We start from the raw sequence: 17,801 nt of genomic DNA, 5'->3' as shown, positions 1-17,801 counted from the left end.
ACGGCGCCGACCGGCCCCGGCCCACACCGGCCGGCCCCCGCACACACGCCGGCCCGCGCACCGGCCCCCACACACACGCCGGCCGGCCGCTTCCCATGGGAGAACGGCCGGCCAGAAGGGTCCGCTCGGACGTCAGCCGTTGGCGCAGTTGTTGGAGGACGCCGGGTTCAGCAGGCCGATGACCGTGGCCGTGACCCCGCAGACGTTGGCCGGAACGTGGACCGGCGCCTGCGCAACGTTGCCCGCCACGATGCCCGGGGAGGTGTCGGCGGAGGCGCTTGCGCCGCTGTCGGCGGCGGCGATACCGGCGGTGCCCGCCACGGCCGCAGCGGCAACGGTGGTCAGGGCGAGGCCCTTCGCGATACGCGACATGGAGAGGTGCTCCTTGGAAGTCGTCACAACAACCGGGCGGAATGCCCGACGTTGAGTCAACTGCGATGCCCCCGTCCGGGTTGCGCCCCCGATGGGGTGATCTCCGGAATTGCCGGACTTTATGGTTTCACCCCGGCACGTCCTCTCCGCATCCGGCGCACCCGCCCTCTCACGCGCCGCAGGACCTCAGATACGCCCGGGTGCGCCGTGCGATCGGCAGCGGCTTGTCCGGGTCGCACGGGTACATGTCCTGCTCCACGATCGCGAACAGGTCGACACCGAGCCGCTGCGCAGCCGCCAGCACGGGCTCCAACTCCGGGACGCCGGACGGCGGTTCACACATGACCCCGCGCGCCACGGCGGGGCCGAACGGGATCTCCTCGGCCCGCACCTCGGCGAGGACCGCGGGGTCGACCTGCTTGAGGTGGAGGTACCCGATCCGCTCACCGTACGTCTCGATCAGCTTCACGCTGTCGCCACCGCAGTACGCGTAGTGCCCGGTGTCCAGGCACAACGACACCGCCGAGGAGTCCGTCGCGTCGAGGAAGCGCGTCACGTTCTCCTCGCTGTCGATGTGTGTGTCGGCGTGCGGATGGACGACGATCTCCAGGCCGTACCGCTCGCGCACCTCCCGCCCCAGCCGCTCGGTCCCCGTGGTGAGGTTCCGCCACTGCCCGGCGGTCAGGGTGCCCGGCTCCAGCACCCGGCCCGTCTTGTCGTCCCGCCAGAACGCCGGGATGACCACGAGATGCGAGCCGCCCATGGCCTGCGTCAGCGCCGCGATGTCCGAGACATGCGCCCAGGTGGCGTCCCACACCTCCGGACCGTGGTGCAGCCCGGTGAAGACCGTGCCGGCGGAGACCTTCAGGCCCCGCCGCCCGGTCTCCTCGGCCAGGACCGCGGGATCGGTGGGCAGATAGCCGTACGGGCCCAGCTCGATCCACTCGTAGCCGGACCCGGCGACCTCGTCGAGGAAGCGCCGCCAGGGCACCTGCCGGGGGTCGTCCGGGAACCAGACGCCCCAGGAGTCGGGGGCCGATCCGATGCGGATGCGGGAGAGTGATCCTGCGGGTGGCAACGACGTCATGGCCGCCAGCTTCAGGCCGCCCCGAAGCCATGTCAAGCTGTCGTCCGAATGTCTGGACAAAGCATTGACAGGGCTCACTCCGCACGGTTAGACCTGGGGGCAGCCGATGGGAAGGGAACTCGATGGAGGAGTCCGAGGAGTGGGGCCCGCACGGCGCCGGTGCCCCGTACGACCTGATCACCATGGGCCGGATCGGCGTGGATCTGTATCCGCTGCAGACGGGCGTGCCCCTGCCCCAGGTGACGACCTTCGGGAAGTTCCTGGGCGGGTCGGCGACGAACGTCGCGGTCGCCGCCGCCCGTCTCGGACGCCGTACGGCGGTGATCACACGCACGGGTGACGACCCCTTCGGCACCTACCTTCACGAGGCGCTGCGCGGCTTCGGCGTGGACGACCGCTGGGTGACCCCGGTCGCGGGGCTGCCCACTCCGGTCACGTTCTGCGAGGTCTTCCCGCCGGACGACTTCCCGCTGTACTTCTACCGCCGGCCCAAGGCCCCGGACCTGGAGATCGACGCCCACGAGCTGGATCTGGACGCGATCCGCGCAGCGCGCATCTTCTGGATGACGGGCACGGGCCTGAGCGAGGAGCCGAGCCGTACCGCGACGCTCGCCGCCCTCGCCCACCGGGCCGACTCCGGTACCACGGTCTTCGACCTCGACTGGCGCCCCATGTTCTGGCAGGACGCCGGCTCGGCGCGCCCGTTCTACGCCGAGGCCCTGCGCCACACCACGGTCGCCGTCGGCAACATCGACGAGGTGGAGATCGCCACCGGGGAGCGCGATCCGCACGCAGCCGCCCGCGCCCTGCTGGACGCCGGTGTGCAACTCGCGGTGGTCAAGCAGGGACCCGAGGGAGTGCTGGCGGTCAGCGCCACGGGCGAGTCGGCTCAGGTGCCCCCGCTCCCGGTCAAGGTCCTCAACGGCCTCGGCGCGGGCGACGCCTTCGGCGGTTCGCTCTGCCACGGGCTGCTCGCCGGATGGGACCTGGAGCGGATCATGCGGTACGCGAACGCCGCGGGGGCGATCGTGGCCTCCCGTCTGGAGTGCTCCTCGGCGATGCCCACGGCCGCCGAGGTCGCGGCCGCCGTCACGGCGGGAGCGGTGCGATGAGGGCGGGACACGTCGGGGGCACCCGGCACGAGGGCGAGGCCGGCACCCCGCACCGGGACGACGGCGCCGCCCACGCACGCGTGCACGAAGAGAACGGCACCGCGCGCATACGCTCCGCCTTTCCCCGTGTGGACGTCGCCGAGCTCGTCCGGATCCGGACCCGGCACCCCGAGGCCGTCGCCGAGGCCGCCGACCGGCGGGCCCGGCGGCCGCTCCTCGGGGACACCGGCCGGCTGATGATCGTCGCCGCCGACCACCCCGCCCGCGGTGCCCTGGGCGTCGGCGACCGCAGGATGGCCATGGCGAGCCGCGCCGATCTGCTGGAGCGGCTGTGCCTCGCGTTGTCCCGTCCGGGCGTCGACGGTGTGCTGGCCACCGCCGACATCCTCGACGACCTGCTGCTGCTCGGCGCCCTCGAACACAAGGTCGTCATGGGGTCGATGAACCGCGGCGGCCTCCAGGGGGCGTCCTTCGAGCTGGACGACCGGTTCACCGGTCACCGCCCGCAGGACATCGAGCGGCTCGGCTTCGACGCGGGCAAGCTGCTGCTGCGCATCGACTACGACGACCCGGGGTCGCTCAACACCCTCGAGTCCACGGCCCGGGTGATCGACGAGATGGCCGAGCGCCGGCTCCCGGTGTTCGTGGAGCCGTTCATCAGCCGCCGCACCCCCGAGGGCCGGCTCCGCAACGATCTGAGCGCCGAGGCCGTGACCAGGTCCATCGCCATCGCCAGCGGACTGGGCGGCACGTCTGCGTACACCTGGCTGAAGGTCCCGGTGACCGACGACCCGGACGACATGGCCAGGGTGATGGAGACCTCCACCCTGCCGGCCGTGCTGCTCGGCGGCGATGTCGGCGGGGACCAGGAGGGCGCGTACGAGAAGTGGCGCGGAGCGCTGCGACTTCCCACCGTCAGTGGCCTGGTGGTCGGCCGTTCGCTGCTGTACCCGGCGGACGGCGACGTCGCCACGGCCGTGGACACCGCCGTAGGACTTCTGTGAGGGCCGCATGAGCAACGACTTGTACGTCCCCAGGGGCGCGACCGCGAACGCGCAGTACACCCTCGACATCGACCCGAAACGGGCCGGCTGGAGCCACAGCAGCCTGCGGGTCGTGGAGCTCCGGCCGGGTGACACGCATATGTTCACCACCGGTGACAGCGAGTGGATCGTACTTCCCCTCGAGGGCACCTGTACGGTGCACATGGAGGACAAAGCGTTTCAACTCCTGGGCAGGGACAACGTCTTCGCGGGGGTATCGGACTTCGCGTACGTGCCCCGAGACGCCCGGGTACAGATCGCCTCCGGCGCGGGAGGCCGCTTCGCCCTGGCAGGAGCGAAGTGCGAGCGCCGACTCCCCGCCCGCTACGGCCCCGCGCCGGAGGTTCCCGTCGAAGACCGCGGCAGCGGCAACTGTGCCCGTCAGGTGCGCAACTTCGCCTCCGCGGACGCCTTCGACTGCGACAGGCTCATCGCCGTCGAGGTGATCACTCCCGGCGGCAACTGGTCCTCGTACCCGCCGCACAAGCACGACGAGACGCGGCCGGGCGAGGAGACCGAGCTGGAGGAGATCTACTACTTCGAGATCGAGGGTCGGAACGGTCTCGGGTACCAGCGCGTATTCCCCTCGCGCGAGGGCGGTTCAGACGTCCTCGCCGAGGTCCGCACCGGCGACGCCGTCCTCGTACCGGACGGCTGGCACGGCCCGTCGATCGCCCAGCCCGGACACACCATGTACTACCTGAACGTCATGGCGGGGCCGGGCGAGGAACGCCAGTGGCGGATCTGCTTCCACCCGGATCACGTAGAAACCACAGGGGGTTACCGATGACCTCAACGACGAGGCTCACGGTCGCTCAGGCGCTCGTGCGCTTCCTGGCCGCCCAGTACACCGAGCGCGACGGCGTGCGCCGCCGGCTGATCGGCGCCACGTGGGGCATCTTCGGCCACGGCAACGTCGCGGGCCTCGGGCAGGCACTGGTCGAGTACGGCGACGTCATGCCCTACCACCAGGGCCGCAACGAGCAGTCGATGGTGCACGCGGCGGTCGGATACGCCCGGCAGTCCAACCGGCTGTCCGCGCACGCGGTGACGACGTCCATCGGGCCCGGTGCGACCAACCTCGTCACGGGCGCCGCCCTCGCCACGATCAACCACCTCCCGGTCCTGCTGCTGCCCGGCGACGTCTTCGCCACCCGCCCGGCCGACCCGGTGCTCCAGCAGCTGGAGGTGCCCTACGCCGGTGACGTGTCCGTCAACGACTGTCTGCGGCCGGTGTCGAGGTACTTCGACCGGATCACCCGCCCGGAGGCGCTGATCCCGGCCGCCCTCCAGGCGATGCGCGTGCTCACCGACCCGGTCGACACGGGCGCGGTCACCCTTGCGCTGCCGCAGGACGTGCAGGCCGAAGGCTTCGACTGGCCGCAGGAGTTCTTCGCCGAACGGATCTGGACGGTGCGCCGCCCGGGCGCCGACCCGGTCGAACTCGCCGAGGCCGTCCAGGCGGTCCGTGGCGCCCGGCGCCCGCTCGTGGTGGCCGGCGGCGGCGTCCACCACAGCCGCGCGGAGCAGGCACTGGCGGAGTTCGCCGAGGCCACCGGCATCCCGGTCGCCTCCACCCAGGCCGGCAAGGGCTCGCTGCGCTGGGACCACCCGCAGGACGTGGGCGGCATCGGCCACACCGGCACGGCCACCGCCGACGAGCTGGCCCGCACCGCCGACCTGGTGATCGGCGTCGGCACCCGCTACACGGACTTCACCACGGCCTCCGGCACACTCTTCACCGCCGAGGGCGTCCGCTTCGTCAATCTCAACATCGCCCCGTTGGACGGCCACAAGCTCTCCGGGCTGCCGCTGATCGCCGACGCGCGCAGCGGCCTGGAGGAGCTGACCGAGGCGCTGACAGTGCACGGACACCGCGTCGATCCGTCGTACGTCACCGAGTACACGGAGGACAAGCAGCGCTGGGAGCACCGCGTGGACGCCTGTTTCGAGGCGGACGAGCCGGACGTACGGCCGACACAGCCGCAGGTCCTCGGGGTGCTGGACGCCGTGGTGGACGACTCCGACATCCTCGTCAACGCGGCCGGCTCGCTCCCGGGCGATCTGCACAAGCTGTGGCGGACCCGTTCGCCCGATCAGTACCACCTCGAGTACGGCTACTCGTGCATGGGCTACGAGATCCCGGCCGCGATCGGCGTGAAGATGGCGGCACCCGACCGGCCGGTGTGGGCGCTGGTCGGCGACGGCACCTATCTGATGATGCCGACGGAGATCGTCACGGCCGTACAGGAGGGGATCGCGATCAAGGTCCTGCTCGTGCAGAACCACGGCTACGCGTCCATCGGCAACCTGTCGGAGTCCGTGGGCGGCGAGCGGTTCGGCACCGCCTACCGCTTCCGCTCCGGGGACGGCGGGTACACGGGGGCACCGCTGCCTGTGGACCTGGCCGCCAACGCGGCCAGCCTGGGCATGCGGGTGCTGCGCGCGAAGACCGTGGGCGACCTGCGGGCCGCCGTCGCGGAGGCACGCGCCGCGGACACTCCCACATGTGTCTACGTGGAGACCGAAACCGCAGACACTGTGTCGGGCGCACCCCCGGCGCAGGCCTGGTGGGATGTACCCGTGGCCGAGACCGCGACACGGCCGTCGGCGGTCGAGGCGCGCAAGGAGTACGACCGGCACGTCTCGACCCGACGCCGCCATCTGTGAAGGAGTTCTTGGGCATGACGAAGATCGTCAACCACTGGATCGGCGGCAAGACCGTCGAAGGCGCGTCGGGCACGTACGGTCCGGTGACGGACCCGGCGACCGGTGCGGTCACCACCAAGGTCGCCTTCGCGACCGTGGACGAGGTGGACGCGGCCGTCGCCGCGGCCAGGGAGGCGTTCGCGACGTGGGGGCAGTCCTCCCTCGCCCAGCGCACGTCCATCCTCTTCAAGTTCCGGGCGCTGCTGGACGCGCACCGCGACGAGATCGCCGAGCTGATCACCGCCGAGCACGGCAAGGTCCACAGCGACGCGCTCGGCGAGGTGGCGCGCGGCCTGGAGATCGTCGACCTGGCGTGCGGCATCAACGTGCAGCTGAAGGGCGAGCTGTCCACGCAGGTCGCGAGCCGTGTGGACGTGGCCGCGATCCGTCAGCCGCTCGGTGTCGTCGCCGGCATCACGCCGTTCAACTTCCCGGCGATGGTGCCGATGTGGATGTTCCCGATCGCCATCGCGTGCGGGAACACCTTTGTCCTGAAGCCGTCCGAGAAGGACCCGTCCGCCTCGATCCGGATCGCCGAGCTGCTGGCGGAGGCGGGCCTGCCGAACGGCGTCTTCAACGTCGTCCACGGCGACAAGGTGGCCGTGGACCGTCTCCTCGAGCACCCGGACGTCAAGGCGGTGTCCTTCGTCGGCTCGACCCCGATCGCCCGCTACATCCACACCACCGCCTCCGCGAACGGCAAGCGGGTCCAGGCCCTGGGCGGCGCCAAGAACCACATGCTGGTCCTGCCGGACGCCGACCTGGACGCGGCGGCGGACGCGGCGGTCTCGGCGGCGTACGGCTCGGCGGGCGAGCGCTGCATGGCGATCTCCGCCGTCGTCGCCGTCGGATCCATCGGCGACGAACTGGTGGAGAAGATCCGCGAGCGCGCCGAGAAGATCAAGATCGGTCCGGGCGGCGACCCGGCCTCCGAGATGGGCCCGTTGATCACCAAGGTGCACCGGGACAAGGTGGCGTCGTACGTGACGGGCGCGGCGGCGGAGGGCGCCGAGGTCGTCCTGGACGGCACCGGTTACACCGTGGACGGCTACGAGGACGGCCACTGGATCGGCATCTCGCTTCTGGACAAGGTGCCGACCACTGCGAAGGCGTACCAGGACGAGATCTTCGGCCCGGTGCTGTGCGTGCTGCGCGCGGAGACGTACGAGGAGGGCGTCGCCCTGATCAACGCCTCTCCCTTCGGCAACGGCACCGCGATCTTCACCCGGGACGGCGGCGCGGCCCGCCGCTTCCAGCTGGAGATCGAGGCGGGCATGGTCGGTGTCAACGTGCCGATCCCGGTCCCGGTGGGCTACCACTCCTTCGGCGGCTGGAAGGACTCGCTCTTCGGCGACCACCACATCTACGGCAACGACGGCACGCACTTCTACACCCGCGGCAAGGTGATCACCACCCGCTGGCCCGACCCCTCGGAGGCCCCGGCAGGCGTGGACCTCGGCTTCCCGCGCAACCACTGAGTGCCACGGAGAAATCCCCGTCAGGCCGTCCGGATACCGGACGGCCTGACATTTTTTTGACGCCGCTCCTACGGTTCCCGTGCGGGCGGGATGAAACGGATGACGCAGGCCTAGCCCGTATTCCACCTTGGAAAGCAAGGTCCACTCATGCCAGAGCTTGGCTAATGAGACGAACGGCTGTCGCGTCCTGGGAAAGCAACGTGACCCAGACCGCTTTACACGTGCGGATTCCGAAGGTAAACGGGCATTGACGCAGCGGTTTTCGTCGGGGTTCCATGCAGCGCACCGGGAGAGGACGAGCAGTAGTACGACCCAGCCTCCGGAGGCGATAGCGCTCCCGCCCCCATCACCGCCGCACCAGTCGATCGGAACCGCCGCATGACCGACACGCTCAGCCCTGTCGAGAACTCCGTCGCCCAGGCGCCGGAGAAAAGCCCCCAGACGCTCAAGCGTTCCATCGGCGTCGTCGGCGGCACCCTGCTCACCCTGTCGTGCGTGACGCCCGCCTCCACGCTCTTCGTGGTCGTCCCCGACCTGTTCGGCTCGCTGGGCACCGCCACCGCCCTCACGATCGCCATCGGCTCCCTCCTCTGTATCGCCGTGGCGTTCTGTTACTCGGAGCTGGGCACCCTGATCCCCAGCGCGGGCGGCGAGTACGCCATGGTGTCGACGCTGGCCGGCCGACTCGCCGGCTGGCTGGTCTTCGTGCTGTCCCTGCTGGTCGTGATGATCGTCCCGCCGGTGATCGCCATGGGCACGGCGGACTACCTCGCACCGCTCGTGCACCTCGACCCGGCGATGACGGGCGCCACCGTCATGCTGCTCGCCACCCTCGCCGGACTGCTGGACCTGCGCGCCAACGCCTGGATCACCGGCATCTTCCTGGTCCTGGAAGTGGTGGCCGCGGGCGTCGTCGCGCTCCTGGGCTTCACACACGGCCGGCGCGGCCTCGGCAGCCTCGTCTCGATGCAGGTGACCGGCTCCGGCGGACACACGGACACCGTGACGGCCATGCTGGTGGTCTCCGGGCTCGCCATCGCCCTCTTCGTCACCCAGGGCTTCTCGACCGCCGTCTACCTCTCCGAGGAGCTGGAGAACCCGCGCCGCAACGTCGCCCGCACGGTCCTGGCCACCCTCGCCATCTCCACGGTCGTCATCCTGGTCCCGGTCGTGGCGATCACCATGGGCGCCTCCGACCTGAAGGCGCTGACGAGCGGCGACATCAGCAGCATGGTCACCGCCTGGTCCAACTCGGCCGTCGGCACCTTCGTGAGCCTGTGCGTGGCGCTCGCCATCATCAACGCGGGCATCGTCATGGTCATCCAGAACTCCCGTGTGCTGTTCGCCTCCGCCCGCGACAAGGCCTGGCCCGAGCCGGTCAACAACGCACTGTCCAAGCTCGGCCGGTTCGGCTCCCCCTGGGTCGCCACCCTCGTCGTCGGCGTCCCCGGCGCGCTCCTGTGCTTCGTCAACCTGGACACCCTCTACGGCGTCACGGGCGTCTCGGTGACCGGCATGTACCTGCTGGTCGCGGTCGCCGCCCTGCTCGCCCGGCGCGGCACGCACCGGCACACGTCCGCCTGGCGCATGCCGCTGTGGCCCGCGATGCCGGCCCTGCTGATCGCGGTCCTCGCGTACATCCTCAGCCGGCAGGAGGTCGGCTACCTGCTGTGGACCGGCGGCATCACCGCGGCGGCCACCCTGTACTGGGCGCTCTACCTCCGTCCCCGCCGCGACACCCGCTGGCTGGTGTCGATCCCGGAGGACGCGCGGGCCTGAGGCCCCCGGGCCGGTCCGCCTCTGCCGATACACGGTGCAGGAGGCGAAGCCCACCGCGGGTATCACTGCCGCAGCGCCTCGGGATGGGTCCGCACCTCTGCGGCCGGCTGCCCTGCCGGCACCGCGGGGGTGCGCCGACCTGAGGCCGGTGCTTCTGCGGCCGGTTGTGATCTGAGTAAAGCGCTCGTACCGCGGCTGCGGTATGCGGCACCGGGTCCGTACGCCTGGGGGAGGGCCCGGAGTTCCGTCCGGCGGGTGCCGCGGTTGTCGGTGGCGGCCTCTACCGTTGACGCATGGATCTTCGACTGCCCGCGCTCCGGGGGCTGCGCCGAGGGACCGTGGCCGCCGTGGCCGCGGTCGTCCTCGTCCTGGCCTGCGTCGGTACATGGTCGGCCGTCGCCTCGGACGACGTGCCTGCCGTGCACCGCGCCGACGGAGTCATGGACATGGGCGGCGGCGTGCGGATCGACACGTCCTACTTCACCGCGGGGTCGGCCGGCCGGCGCCCGGCCGTCCTGCTCGCCCACGGATTCGGCGGCAGCAAGGACGACGTCAGGGGCCAGGCGGAGAAGCTCGCCCGGGAGGGGTATGCCGTGCTGACCTGGTCGGCGCGCGGCTTCGGGAGGTCCACGGGAAAGATCGGGCTGAACGATCCCAAGGGCGAGGTCGCCGACGTCTCCAAGCTGCTCGACTGGCTGGCGAAGCGGCCCGAGGTCGAACTCGACAAGCCCGGCGACCCGCGCGTGGGCATGGCGGGCGCGTCCTACGGCGGGGCGATCTCGCTGCTGGCCGCCGGCCACGACCACAGGGTGGATGCGATCGCCCCGGCGATCACCTACTGGAACCTGGCGGACGCCCTGTTCCCGAACGGCGTGTTCAAGAAGTTGTGGGCCGGCGTCTTCCTGAACTCCGGCGGCGGCTGCGGCAAGTTCACCGACGAGCTGTGCCGGATGTACGAGCGGGTCGCGGAGTCCGGAACGCCCGACGCGCAGGCGCGCGCTCTCCTCCAGGCCCGCTCCCCGTCCGCCGTCGGCAAGGACATCAGGGTGCCCGCGCTGCTGGTGCAGGGCCAGTCCGACTCGCTCTTCCCGCTCGGCCAGGCGGACGCGGCGGCCAGGGCCGTCCGGGCGAACGGCGCGCCTGTGGACGTCGACTGGATCGCGGGCGGCCACGACGGCGGCGACCTGGAGACGGACCGCGTCCAGGCGCGGGTCACGGCGTGGTTCGACCGCTATCTGAAGGACGAGAAGGGTGTCGGCACCGGCCCCGCCTTCCGCATCACCCGGACCGGGGGCATCGACTCCACGGACGGGGCGGCCCTGTTGCGCGGCGCGAGCGCGGACACCTACCCGGGCCTGGACAGCGGACGGCGGACGCTCCCGCTCGCCGGTCGCGAACAGAGTTTCGCCAACCCGGCGGGCGCGAGCCCGCCCGCGGTCTCCGCGCTCCCCGGCCTCGGCGGCTCCGGGGGCCTGTCCCGGCTGTCGTCGCTGGGCATCGGGGTGTCACTCGACTTCCCCGGGCAGTACGCGCAGTTCGACTCGGCTCCGGTCCGCGACGACCTGCGGATCACCGGGTCGCCGACGGTGACCCTCCATGTGACGTCGACGAGCGACGACGCCGTGCTCTTCGGAAAGGTGTACGACGCCGGCCCCGGCGGCAGCCGGCCGGTGCTGCCCTCGCAACTGGTCGCCCCCGTCCGGGTGACCGGCGCCAAAGACGGCAAGGATGTCACGCTGGCCCTTCCCGCCATCGACCACGAGGTGCAGAAGGGCCACCGACTGCGGCTGGTCCTCGCCTCCACGGACCTCGGCTATGCGTCCCCGGCCGCGCCGGCCACGTACCGGGTCGCCTTGAGAAGCGGCCTCACGGTCCCCACGGCACCGGGCGTGACGACCGCCGCGGCCCCGCTGCCCTCCTGGGTCTGGTGGCTGCCGCTCGCCGGAGCGGCGGTCGCGGCGGCCCTGTTCCTGACGGGCCGCCGCGCCACGACGACACCGGCTCCGGACCCGGCGCTGGCCGAGGTTCCGCTCCAGATCACGGATCTGGGCAAGCGGTACGCGAAGTCGGCGGACCGGTACGCGGTACGGGACCTCTCCTTCCGGGTGGAGCGGGGCCAGGTACTGGGCCTGCTCGGGCCGAACGGCGCGGGCAAGACGACGACCCTGCGCATGCTGATGGGCCTCATCAAGCCGGACGGCGGGGAGATCCGGGTCTTCGGCCACGCGATCCGGCCGGGCGCACCGGTGCTGTCGCGGGTCGGCGCCTTCGTGGAGGGCGCGGGCTTCCTGCCGCACCTGTCCGGCCGGGAGAACCTGGAGCTGTACTGGAGGGCGACGGGCCGCCCGGCCGAGGACGCGCACCTGGACGAGGCGCTGGAGATCGCCGGGCTCGGTGACGCGCTGTCCCGCGCGGTCCGCACGTACTCCCAGGGCATGCGCCAGCGGCTCGCCCTCGCGCAGGCCATGCTCGGCCTGCCGGACCTGCTGATCCTCGACGAACCGACCAACGGTCTGGACCCGCCGCAGATCCGGGAGATGCGCGAGGTGATGATCCGGTACGCGGCGGGCGGCCGCACGGTCATCGTCTCCAGCCATCTCCTGGCGGAGGTCGAGCAGTCCTGCACACACCTGGTGGTCATGGACCGCGGCCGACTGGTGCAGGCGGGGCCGGTGGAGGAGATCGTGGGCTCCGGCGACACCCTGCTCGTGGGCCTGGCGGCCGACGTCGCGGACCCGCTGGTGGAGAAGGTGGCCGCACTGCCCGGCGTCTCGTCGGCGATACGGACGGAGGGCGGACTGCTGGTACGCCTCACACCGGCGGCGGAACCGCTCGCCTCCACGGTGCCCGCGGCCGACCCGCCCGAGCCGCTCGCCTCCACCGTGCCCGCGGCCGACCCGCCCGAGCCGCTCGCCTCCACCGTGCCCGCGGCCGACCCGGCCGAGCCGCTCGCCTCCACCTCCGGTTCCGCGGCCGCGGCGCGGCTGCTCGTCGAGCTGGTCCGGCTCGACGTGCCGGTGGCCTCGCTCGGGCCCCACCGACGTCTCGAGGACGCCTTCCTCACGCTGATCGGAGGTTCCGCATGAGTGCGCTGGCCGAGCGGGCGGAGACGGCCGACGGGTACCGGGCGCGGCGGACGCTCCCGCTGCGCGTCGAACTCGTCCGTCAGGTGAAGCGGCGCCGTACGCTCGTCATGGGCGCGATCCTGACCGTACTGCCGTTCGTGCTGGTCGTGGCCTTCGCCATCGGCGGCGACCCGGGCTCGCGCAACGGGCAGGTCACGCTCATGGACACGGCGACGGCGTCGGGCGCCAACTTCGCCGCGGTGAACCTCTTCGTCTCAGCCGGATTCCTGCTGGTGATCCCGGTCGCCCTGTTCTGCGGGGACACGGTCGCCTCCGAGGCGAGCTGGTCCTCGCTGCGCTACCTGCTCGCGGCACCCGTCCCGCGCGCCCGTCTGCTGTGGTCCAAGCTCGCGGTCGGACTCGGTATGAGTCTCGCGGCCATGGTGCTGCTGCCGGTCGTCGCGCTCCTGGTGGGTACGGCGGCCTACGGCTGGGGGCCGCTGGAGATACCGACGGGCGGCGCCCTGTCCGCGGGCACGGCGGCCCAGCGGCTCGTGGTCGTGGTGGCGTACATCTTCGTGTCCCAACTGGTCACCGCCGGGCTCGCGTTCTGGCTGTCCACCCGGACGGACGCTCCGCTGGGCGCGGTGGGCGGCGCGGTCGGCCTCACGATCGTCGGGAACGTGCTGGACGCGGTCACCGCGCTCGGCCACTGGCGGGACTTTCTGCCCGCGCACTGGCAGTTCGCCTGGGCGGACGCCGTCCAGCCCCGCCCCGAGTGGTCGGGCATGGTCCAGGGCGCGGCGGTTTCCATAACGTACGCGCTGGTGCTGTTCGCCCTGGCCTTCCGCGGTTTCGCGCGCAAGGACGTCGTGTCCTAGGTCAACGGAGGATCTCCCACCGGTCTCGGCGGCCGCCCACCGTGGCCGGTTCGAGATCCATCCGCAACGCCCCGTGGCGCACATCGGCGCCCCTTCCGCCGTCACAGTCACAGACGTCGCCACAGAGGAAAGCCATGGACGGCGACGCCGACGGACGGAGGGGCATCGATGGGGGAGTACCGGCCACGAGGACCTGGCGGCGCGCTGCTTGCGCTCACACTCGCGGGGGGACTGCTGCTCACCGGCTGCGCGGGGGGCGCGTCGGACGGGCCGGGCAAGTCGAACGGCCCGGACGGGTCGAACGGCGCGCTCCCGTTCCCCGCACCGGCGTACAGCCCGGGACACGACGCCCGCGAGGAGGGTTCCGGCCGGCTCTCCACCTTCGCCCTGGACGTGGACACCGCCTCGTACGGCTATGCGCGCCGCGCCCTCGCGGAGGGCCGGCTGCCGGAGCCGTCGACGGTCCGCCCGGAGGAGTTCGTCAACAGCTTCGACCAGCACTACGAGCGCCCGGCGGGCAACGGCTTCACGGTCACCGTCGACGGCGCACGCACCGGCCCGGACGACTGGTCCCTCCTCCGGGTCGGACTCGCCACCGGCACCGCGCCACCGGAGTCCGAACGCCCGCCCGCCGCGTTGACGTTCGTCGTCGACATCTCCGGGTCCATGGGCGAGCCCGGCCGTCTCGACCTGGTCAGGGACTCTCTCGGCGTGCTGACGGACCGGCTGCGCGACGACGACTCGGTCGCGCTCGTCACCTTCAGCGACGAGGCGCGGACCGTGCTTCCGATGACCCGGCTCGGCGGACATCGCGCCCGGGTCCACGACGCGGTCGACGAGTTGCGTCCCACGGACTCGACCAACCTCGGCGCCGGCGTCCGCACCGGGTACGCCACCGCCGTCGGGGGCCTGCGCCCGGGTGCCACCAACCGGGTCGTGCTGCTGTCCGACGGGCTCGCCAACACCGGTGACACCGACGCCGACACCATCCTGGAGCGCATCGCGAACGCCCGCCGGGAGCACGGCATCACCCTCTTCGGTGTCGGTGTGGGCAGCGAGTACGGCGACGCGCTGATGGAGCGCCTGGCCGACCGGGGCGACGGCCACACCACCTATGTCTCGACCACCGACGACGCACACCGGGTCTTCTGCGACCAGCTGCCGCAGAACGTCCAGCTGACCGCCCGGGAGGCGAAGGCACAGGTCGCCTTCGATCCGCGGAACGTACGGGAGTTCCGTCTCATCGGCTACGACGACCGGCGCGTCGCCGACCGGGACTTCCGCGACGACCGCGTGGACGGCGGCGAGATCGGCCCCGGCCACACGGTCACCGCGCTCTACGCGGTCCGCACCCGGCCCGGTGCCACCGGGCATCTCGCCACGGCGAGCGTCCGCTGGCTGGACCCGGCCACCCGTGCCCCGCACGAGGAGTCGGGCCAGGTGGAGACCGGTTCCCTGGACGACGACCTGGGGCACGCGCCGTACGGGCTGCAAGTCGCCGCGACCGCGGCCTACTTCGCGGAGAGCCTGCGCCGGGCCGACACCGGCCGGGGCCCGCTCCCCGGGGCCCCCGGGCTCCCCGTGCTCGCCGACCGTGCCGACACGCTCGCCGCGCGCACCCGGGACGCCGAGGTACGCGAGCTGGCCGCGGCCATCCGGCAGGCATCCGGCCTCCACGACCTCGGTTAGCCCTGTGCACGGCGGACCGTGCGCGCATCGCCGACGACGGGGAGGGCCTGATCAAGGACGGTCCGGTCTTCGGCGCGTACTGGAACAACCCGGCCGCCGCGGACGCCGTCCTGGCCGGGGAGTGGTTCGCGACGGGCGACCTCGGCGCCCTCGACCAGGACGGCTATCTCACCATCACCGGCCGGAAGAAGGACGTCCTCATCAATACGGGCGGCAAGAACGTCTCCCCGTCCGTGCTGCAGGAACGGCTGCGCAGCCGTTCCCCCGTCGGCCAGTGCATCGTGGTCGGCGACAACCGCCCGTATGTCGCCGCCCTGATCACCCCGGACCCCGAGGCGCTCGCCCACCGGCTCGCCGTGCGCGGGCTGCCCTCGGACACCCCGATGTCCGAGATCGTCCGTGATCCCCGGATACGCGCGGACGTCCAGAAGGCCAGGCGGTGACGACGGCGTTCGACCGGGAGATCGACGCCTTGTACGGCGGCTGAGAGGCCGGGCCGCCCGGGCGACCGCCGCACCGGCGGCGCCCGCGCGTTCGGATCCGCATTACCGCTATGAGCGCAATTACCGTTCCCCGAACGGCCGACCGGGTGAATCACCGAAACCAATACGGATACGCCTGGTTGGTGGCAGAGCAGAACACGTGTCTCTGCCAGGAAAGGAACGCGAGAAAAATGCTCAAGCAGGCAATGGCCATGGCGGCGGTCGTGGCTTCCGTCGTCGGTGCCACGGCGGCGGCCGCTCCCCAGGCGCTTGCTCTCGGTGACGACGGGCGCACCACGTCCACCGGCTCACCCACCGTCTCGGGCCCGATCGGCGACCAGGCGACCGGGAGCGGTACGAGTCCGCAGTCCTCCCTGGTGCAGACCTCTCTGAACAGGCTCGGCACCGGTCTGCCGGCGCAGACCGGCACCGGTTCGGTCCTCCCTGCCGTACCGGACGCGGCCCAGGCCGCGCCGCTCCTGGCGGGCGGCAGCGCGGGCACCGGCTGAGCGCTCCGCGTCAATACCCGCTACTCGCCCGGCGTGTGAATTCGGCGATGGCATTCGGGTGAATTGACCGGTGCCCTCCGACGGGGAGTTGCTTCGGTCGTCTATTCCTCGTTTCACAGACTGCAGGTCGTGCGGCGAGCCGTTCAAGCCGTGCTCGCTCGGTTTCGGCCGTCACAGGGGCACGACCGCGAAGAAGGGAAAGTACGTGAAGCACAAGAAGAGTGCCACCGTCGTCGCCGGTGCCGTCATGGCGCTCGGCATGGCCGCTCCGGCCATGGCCGACTCCGGTGCCGATGCCACCTCGACCATGTCCCCGGGCGTCGTCTCCGGGAATGTCGTCCAGGTGCCCGTGGACATTCCGGTCAACGTGTGCGGCAACACCGTCAGCGTCATCGGGCTGCTCAACCCGGCCGCCGCCAACACCTGCGCGACCCCCTGACGTCATGGCCGCCGACGGCTGAGGTCGTCACACAGCAGCTGCCTGGCTGTGTCCCGGCCGGCCTTGGACTCCTCTTTCCGGAACCAGGGCCGGCCTTCCCACTTCACCCACTTCTACCAGCAGGAAGACAACGAGATTGCGACAGACCCTGAGCAGGGGAATGGTCGCGGCGGCCGCCGCGACGGGCATTCTTTCCCTGTGCGGCAACCCGGTGTACGCGGACTCGCACGCCGACGGCACTGCCAGCGGATCGCCCGGCGTCGCCTCCGGCAACAGCCTCCAGGTCCCGGTGAACGCCCCGGTCAACATCTGCGGCAACACGGTCAATGTGATCGCCGCGTTGAACCCCGCCTTCGGCAATGCCTGTGCCCACGCCTCCGGCGGGCAGGCCTCGTCCACGGGCGCGCACGCCACGGGTACGACGGCCGACTCGCCGGGCGTCGCCTCCGGCAACAACGTCCAGGCTCCCGTGCACGTCCCGGTCAACGCCTGCGGCAACGGCGTCAACGTGGCCGCCCTGTTGAACACGTCGTCCGGCAACTCCTGCGGCAGCACCTCCGGCGGACAGGCCTCGTCCACGGGCGCGCACGCCACGGGCACGACGACCGGCTCGCCCGGCGTGGGCTCCGGCAACAACGTCCAGGCCCCCGTGCACGTCCCGGTCAACGCCTGCGGCAACAGCGTCAACGTGGCCGCCCTGTTGAACACGGCGTCCGGCAACTCCTGCGGCCCGGCCACCGGCACGCAGACGGTTCCGCAGACCCCGCCGCAGACGCCGCCGCAGACCCCGCCGACGCCGCCGCAGACGCCGCCGACGCCGCCGCAGACGCCGCCGCAGACGCCGCCGACGCCGCCGCAGACGCCGCCGCAGACGCCGCCGCAGACCCCGCCGACGCCGCCGCAGACCCCCCAGACGCCGCCGCAGACGCCGCCGCAGACGCCGCCGCAACCGCCTGCGCGCCATGTGCCGCACGCGCCCGTCCCCGCCTCGCACCCGACGCCCGCCCTGGCCGAGACCGGCAGTGAAGGCGTCATCGCGGCCTCGGCCGTAAGCATCGCGATGCTGGCCGGCGGGCTCATCCTGTACCGACGGGGCCGCGCCGCGTCCCGCTTCTAGTGCGACGGGTGCCGGGCGTCCACGTCCGGCACCCGCCCG

At 71.8% G+C, this 17,801-nt stretch carries 14 protein-coding genes and 1 pseudogene; 13 read left to right on the top strand and 2 right to left on the bottom strand.

The genetic code is table 11. The features are described 5' to 3' along the window. Positions 1 to 132: 132 nt before the first annotated feature. Both LZ604_RS14915 and LZ604_RS14910 read right to left on the bottom strand, forming a co-directional pair. Positions 133 to 372: a chaplin gene (locus LZ604_RS14915; RefSeq protein WP_234515576.1), complete on the bottom strand. Its 240-nt coding sequence runs from the start codon at positions 370 to 372 to the stop codon at positions 133 to 135. A 169-nt stretch (positions 373 to 541) separates the two neighbouring features. Next, positions 542 to 1,459: a sugar phosphate isomerase/epimerase family protein gene (locus LZ604_RS14910; protein WP_234515575.1), complete on the bottom strand. Its 918-nt coding sequence runs from the start codon at positions 1,457 to 1,459 to the stop codon at positions 542 to 544. Positions 1,460 to 1,581: 122 nt separating this feature from the next. On the opposite strand from LZ604_RS14910, the gene iolC reads away from it, so the two are divergent. From iolC to LZ604_RS36030, 13 genes and pseudogenes are all read left to right on the top strand, one after another. Further along, entirely contained in the window at positions 1,582 to 2,571 is a 990-nt protein-coding gene (gene iolC / locus LZ604_RS14905; protein ID WP_234515574.1) for a 5-dehydro-2-deoxygluconokinase, read from the top strand. Positions 2,572 to 2,699: 128 nt separating this feature from the next. Next, positions 2,700 to 3,575 carry a Cgl0159 family (beta/alpha)8-fold protein gene (locus tag LZ604_RS14900; RefSeq protein WP_425577904.1) on the top strand — a complete coding sequence of 292 codons (876 nt, stop codon included), beginning with the start codon at positions 2,700 to 2,702 and terminating at the stop codon, positions 3,573 to 3,575. Between the two features lie 7 nt (positions 3,576 to 3,582). Beyond that, positions 3,583 to 4,404, top strand: coding sequence for a 5-deoxy-glucuronate isomerase (gene iolB / locus LZ604_RS14895; RefSeq protein WP_234515572.1), 822 nt, complete (start codon positions 3,583 to 3,585; stop codon positions 4,402 to 4,404). Continuing rightward, entirely contained in the window at positions 4,401 to 6,284 is a 1,884-nt protein-coding gene (iolD, locus tag LZ604_RS14890; protein ID WP_234515571.1) for a 3D-(3,5/4)-trihydroxycyclohexane-1,2-dione acylhydrolase (decyclizing), read from the top strand. Before iolB ends, iolD begins: the two co-directional genes overlap by 4 nt. A gap of 14 nt (positions 6,285 to 6,298) precedes the next feature. After that, a complete protein-coding gene (gene mmsA / locus LZ604_RS14885) occupies positions 6,299 to 7,801 on the top strand; it encodes a CoA-acylating methylmalonate-semialdehyde dehydrogenase (RefSeq protein WP_234515570.1) in 1,503 nt (500 codons plus the stop codon). 378 nt (positions 7,802 to 8,179) lie between these two features. Then, positions 8,180 to 9,580, top strand: a complete 1,401-nt coding sequence (locus LZ604_RS14880) for an APC family permease (protein WP_234515569.1) — start codon at positions 8,180 to 8,182, stop codon at positions 9,578 to 9,580. 293 nt (positions 9,581 to 9,873) lie between these two features. Then, positions 9,874 to 12,666 (top strand): alpha/beta fold hydrolase, encoded by a 2,793-nt coding sequence (locus tag LZ604_RS14875; protein ID WP_234515568.1) that lies wholly within the window; start codon positions 9,874 to 9,876, stop codon positions 12,664 to 12,666. Continuing rightward, positions 12,663 to 13,526: an ABC transporter permease gene (locus LZ604_RS14870; RefSeq protein WP_234515567.1), complete on the top strand. Its 864-nt coding sequence runs from the start codon at positions 12,663 to 12,665 to the stop codon at positions 13,524 to 13,526. Before LZ604_RS14875 ends, LZ604_RS14870 begins: the two co-directional genes overlap by 4 nt. Positions 13,527 to 13,694: 168 nt before the next feature. Beyond that, positions 13,695 to 15,215, top strand: a complete 1,521-nt coding sequence (locus LZ604_RS14865) for a vWA domain-containing protein (RefSeq protein ID WP_234515566.1) — start codon at positions 13,695 to 13,697, stop codon at positions 15,213 to 15,215. A 23-nt stretch (positions 15,216 to 15,238) separates the two neighbouring features. Then, positions 15,239 to 15,649, top strand: a pseudogene (locus LZ604_RS14860) (long-chain fatty acid--CoA ligase); the annotation flags it as partial. Positions 15,650 to 15,888: 239 nt separating this feature from the next. Then, positions 15,889 to 16,206 (top strand): RdlA protein, encoded by a 318-nt coding sequence (locus LZ604_RS36035; protein WP_234515565.1) that lies wholly within the window; start codon positions 15,889 to 15,891, stop codon positions 16,204 to 16,206. Positions 16,207 to 16,411: 205 nt separating this feature from the next. Further along, the gene (locus LZ604_RS14850) at positions 16,412 to 16,645 is read left to right on the top strand and encodes a chaplin (RefSeq protein WP_234515564.1); all 234 of its coding nucleotides are present in this window, start codon (positions 16,412 to 16,414) and stop codon (positions 16,643 to 16,645) included. 136 nt (positions 16,646 to 16,781) lie between these two features. After that, on the top strand, positions 16,782 to 17,762 hold the full coding sequence (locus LZ604_RS36030; RefSeq protein ID WP_308283587.1) for a chaplin: 981 nt from the start codon (positions 16,782 to 16,784) through the stop codon (positions 17,760 to 17,762). Positions 17,763 to 17,801 lie beyond the last annotated feature (39 nt).

The sequence above is a fragment of the Streptomyces glomeratus genome (assembly GCF_021462825.1).
Lineage (GTDB): Bacteria > Actinomycetota > Actinomycetes > Streptomycetales > Streptomycetaceae > Streptomyces > Streptomyces glomeratus.
This window is presented reverse-complemented; position numbering and strand designations above follow the sequence as displayed.

Bases quoted from the DNA above. Each gene is read 5' to 3' on its own strand.
- mmsA (WP_234515570.1), top strand. From the start codon at position 6,299: ATGACGAAGATCGTCAACCACTGGATCGGCGGCAAGACCGTCGAAGGC.
- LZ604_RS14865 (WP_234515566.1), top strand. From the start codon at position 13,695: ATGGGGGAGTACCGGCCACGAGGACCTGGCGGCGCGCTGCTTGCGCTC.
- LZ604_RS14870 (WP_234515567.1), top strand. From the start codon at position 12,663: ATGAGTGCGCTGGCCGAGCGGGCGGAGACGGCCGACGGGTACCGGGCG.
- iolC (WP_234515574.1), top strand. From the start codon at position 1,582: ATGGAGGAGTCCGAGGAGTGGGGCCCGCACGGCGCCGGTGCCCCGTAC.
- LZ604_RS14875 (WP_234515568.1), top strand. From the start codon at position 9,874: ATGGATCTTCGACTGCCCGCGCTCCGGGGGCTGCGCCGAGGGACCGTG.
- LZ604_RS14915 (WP_234515576.1), bottom strand. From the start codon at position 372: ATGTCGCGTATCGCGAAGGGCCTCGCCCTGACCACCGTTGCCGCTGCG.
- LZ604_RS36035 (WP_234515565.1), top strand. From the start codon at position 15,889: ATGCTCAAGCAGGCAATGGCCATGGCGGCGGTCGTGGCTTCCGTCGTC.
- iolD (WP_234515571.1), top strand. From the start codon at position 4,401: ATGACCTCAACGACGAGGCTCACGGTCGCTCAGGCGCTCGTGCGCTTC.
- LZ604_RS14910 (WP_234515575.1), bottom strand. From the start codon at position 1,459: ATGACGTCGTTGCCACCCGCAGGATCACTCTCCCGCATCCGCATCGGA.
- LZ604_RS14880 (WP_234515569.1), top strand. From the start codon at position 8,180: ATGACCGACACGCTCAGCCCTGTCGAGAACTCCGTCGCCCAGGCGCCG.
- iolB (WP_234515572.1), top strand. From the start codon at position 3,583: ATGAGCAACGACTTGTACGTCCCCAGGGGCGCGACCGCGAACGCGCAG.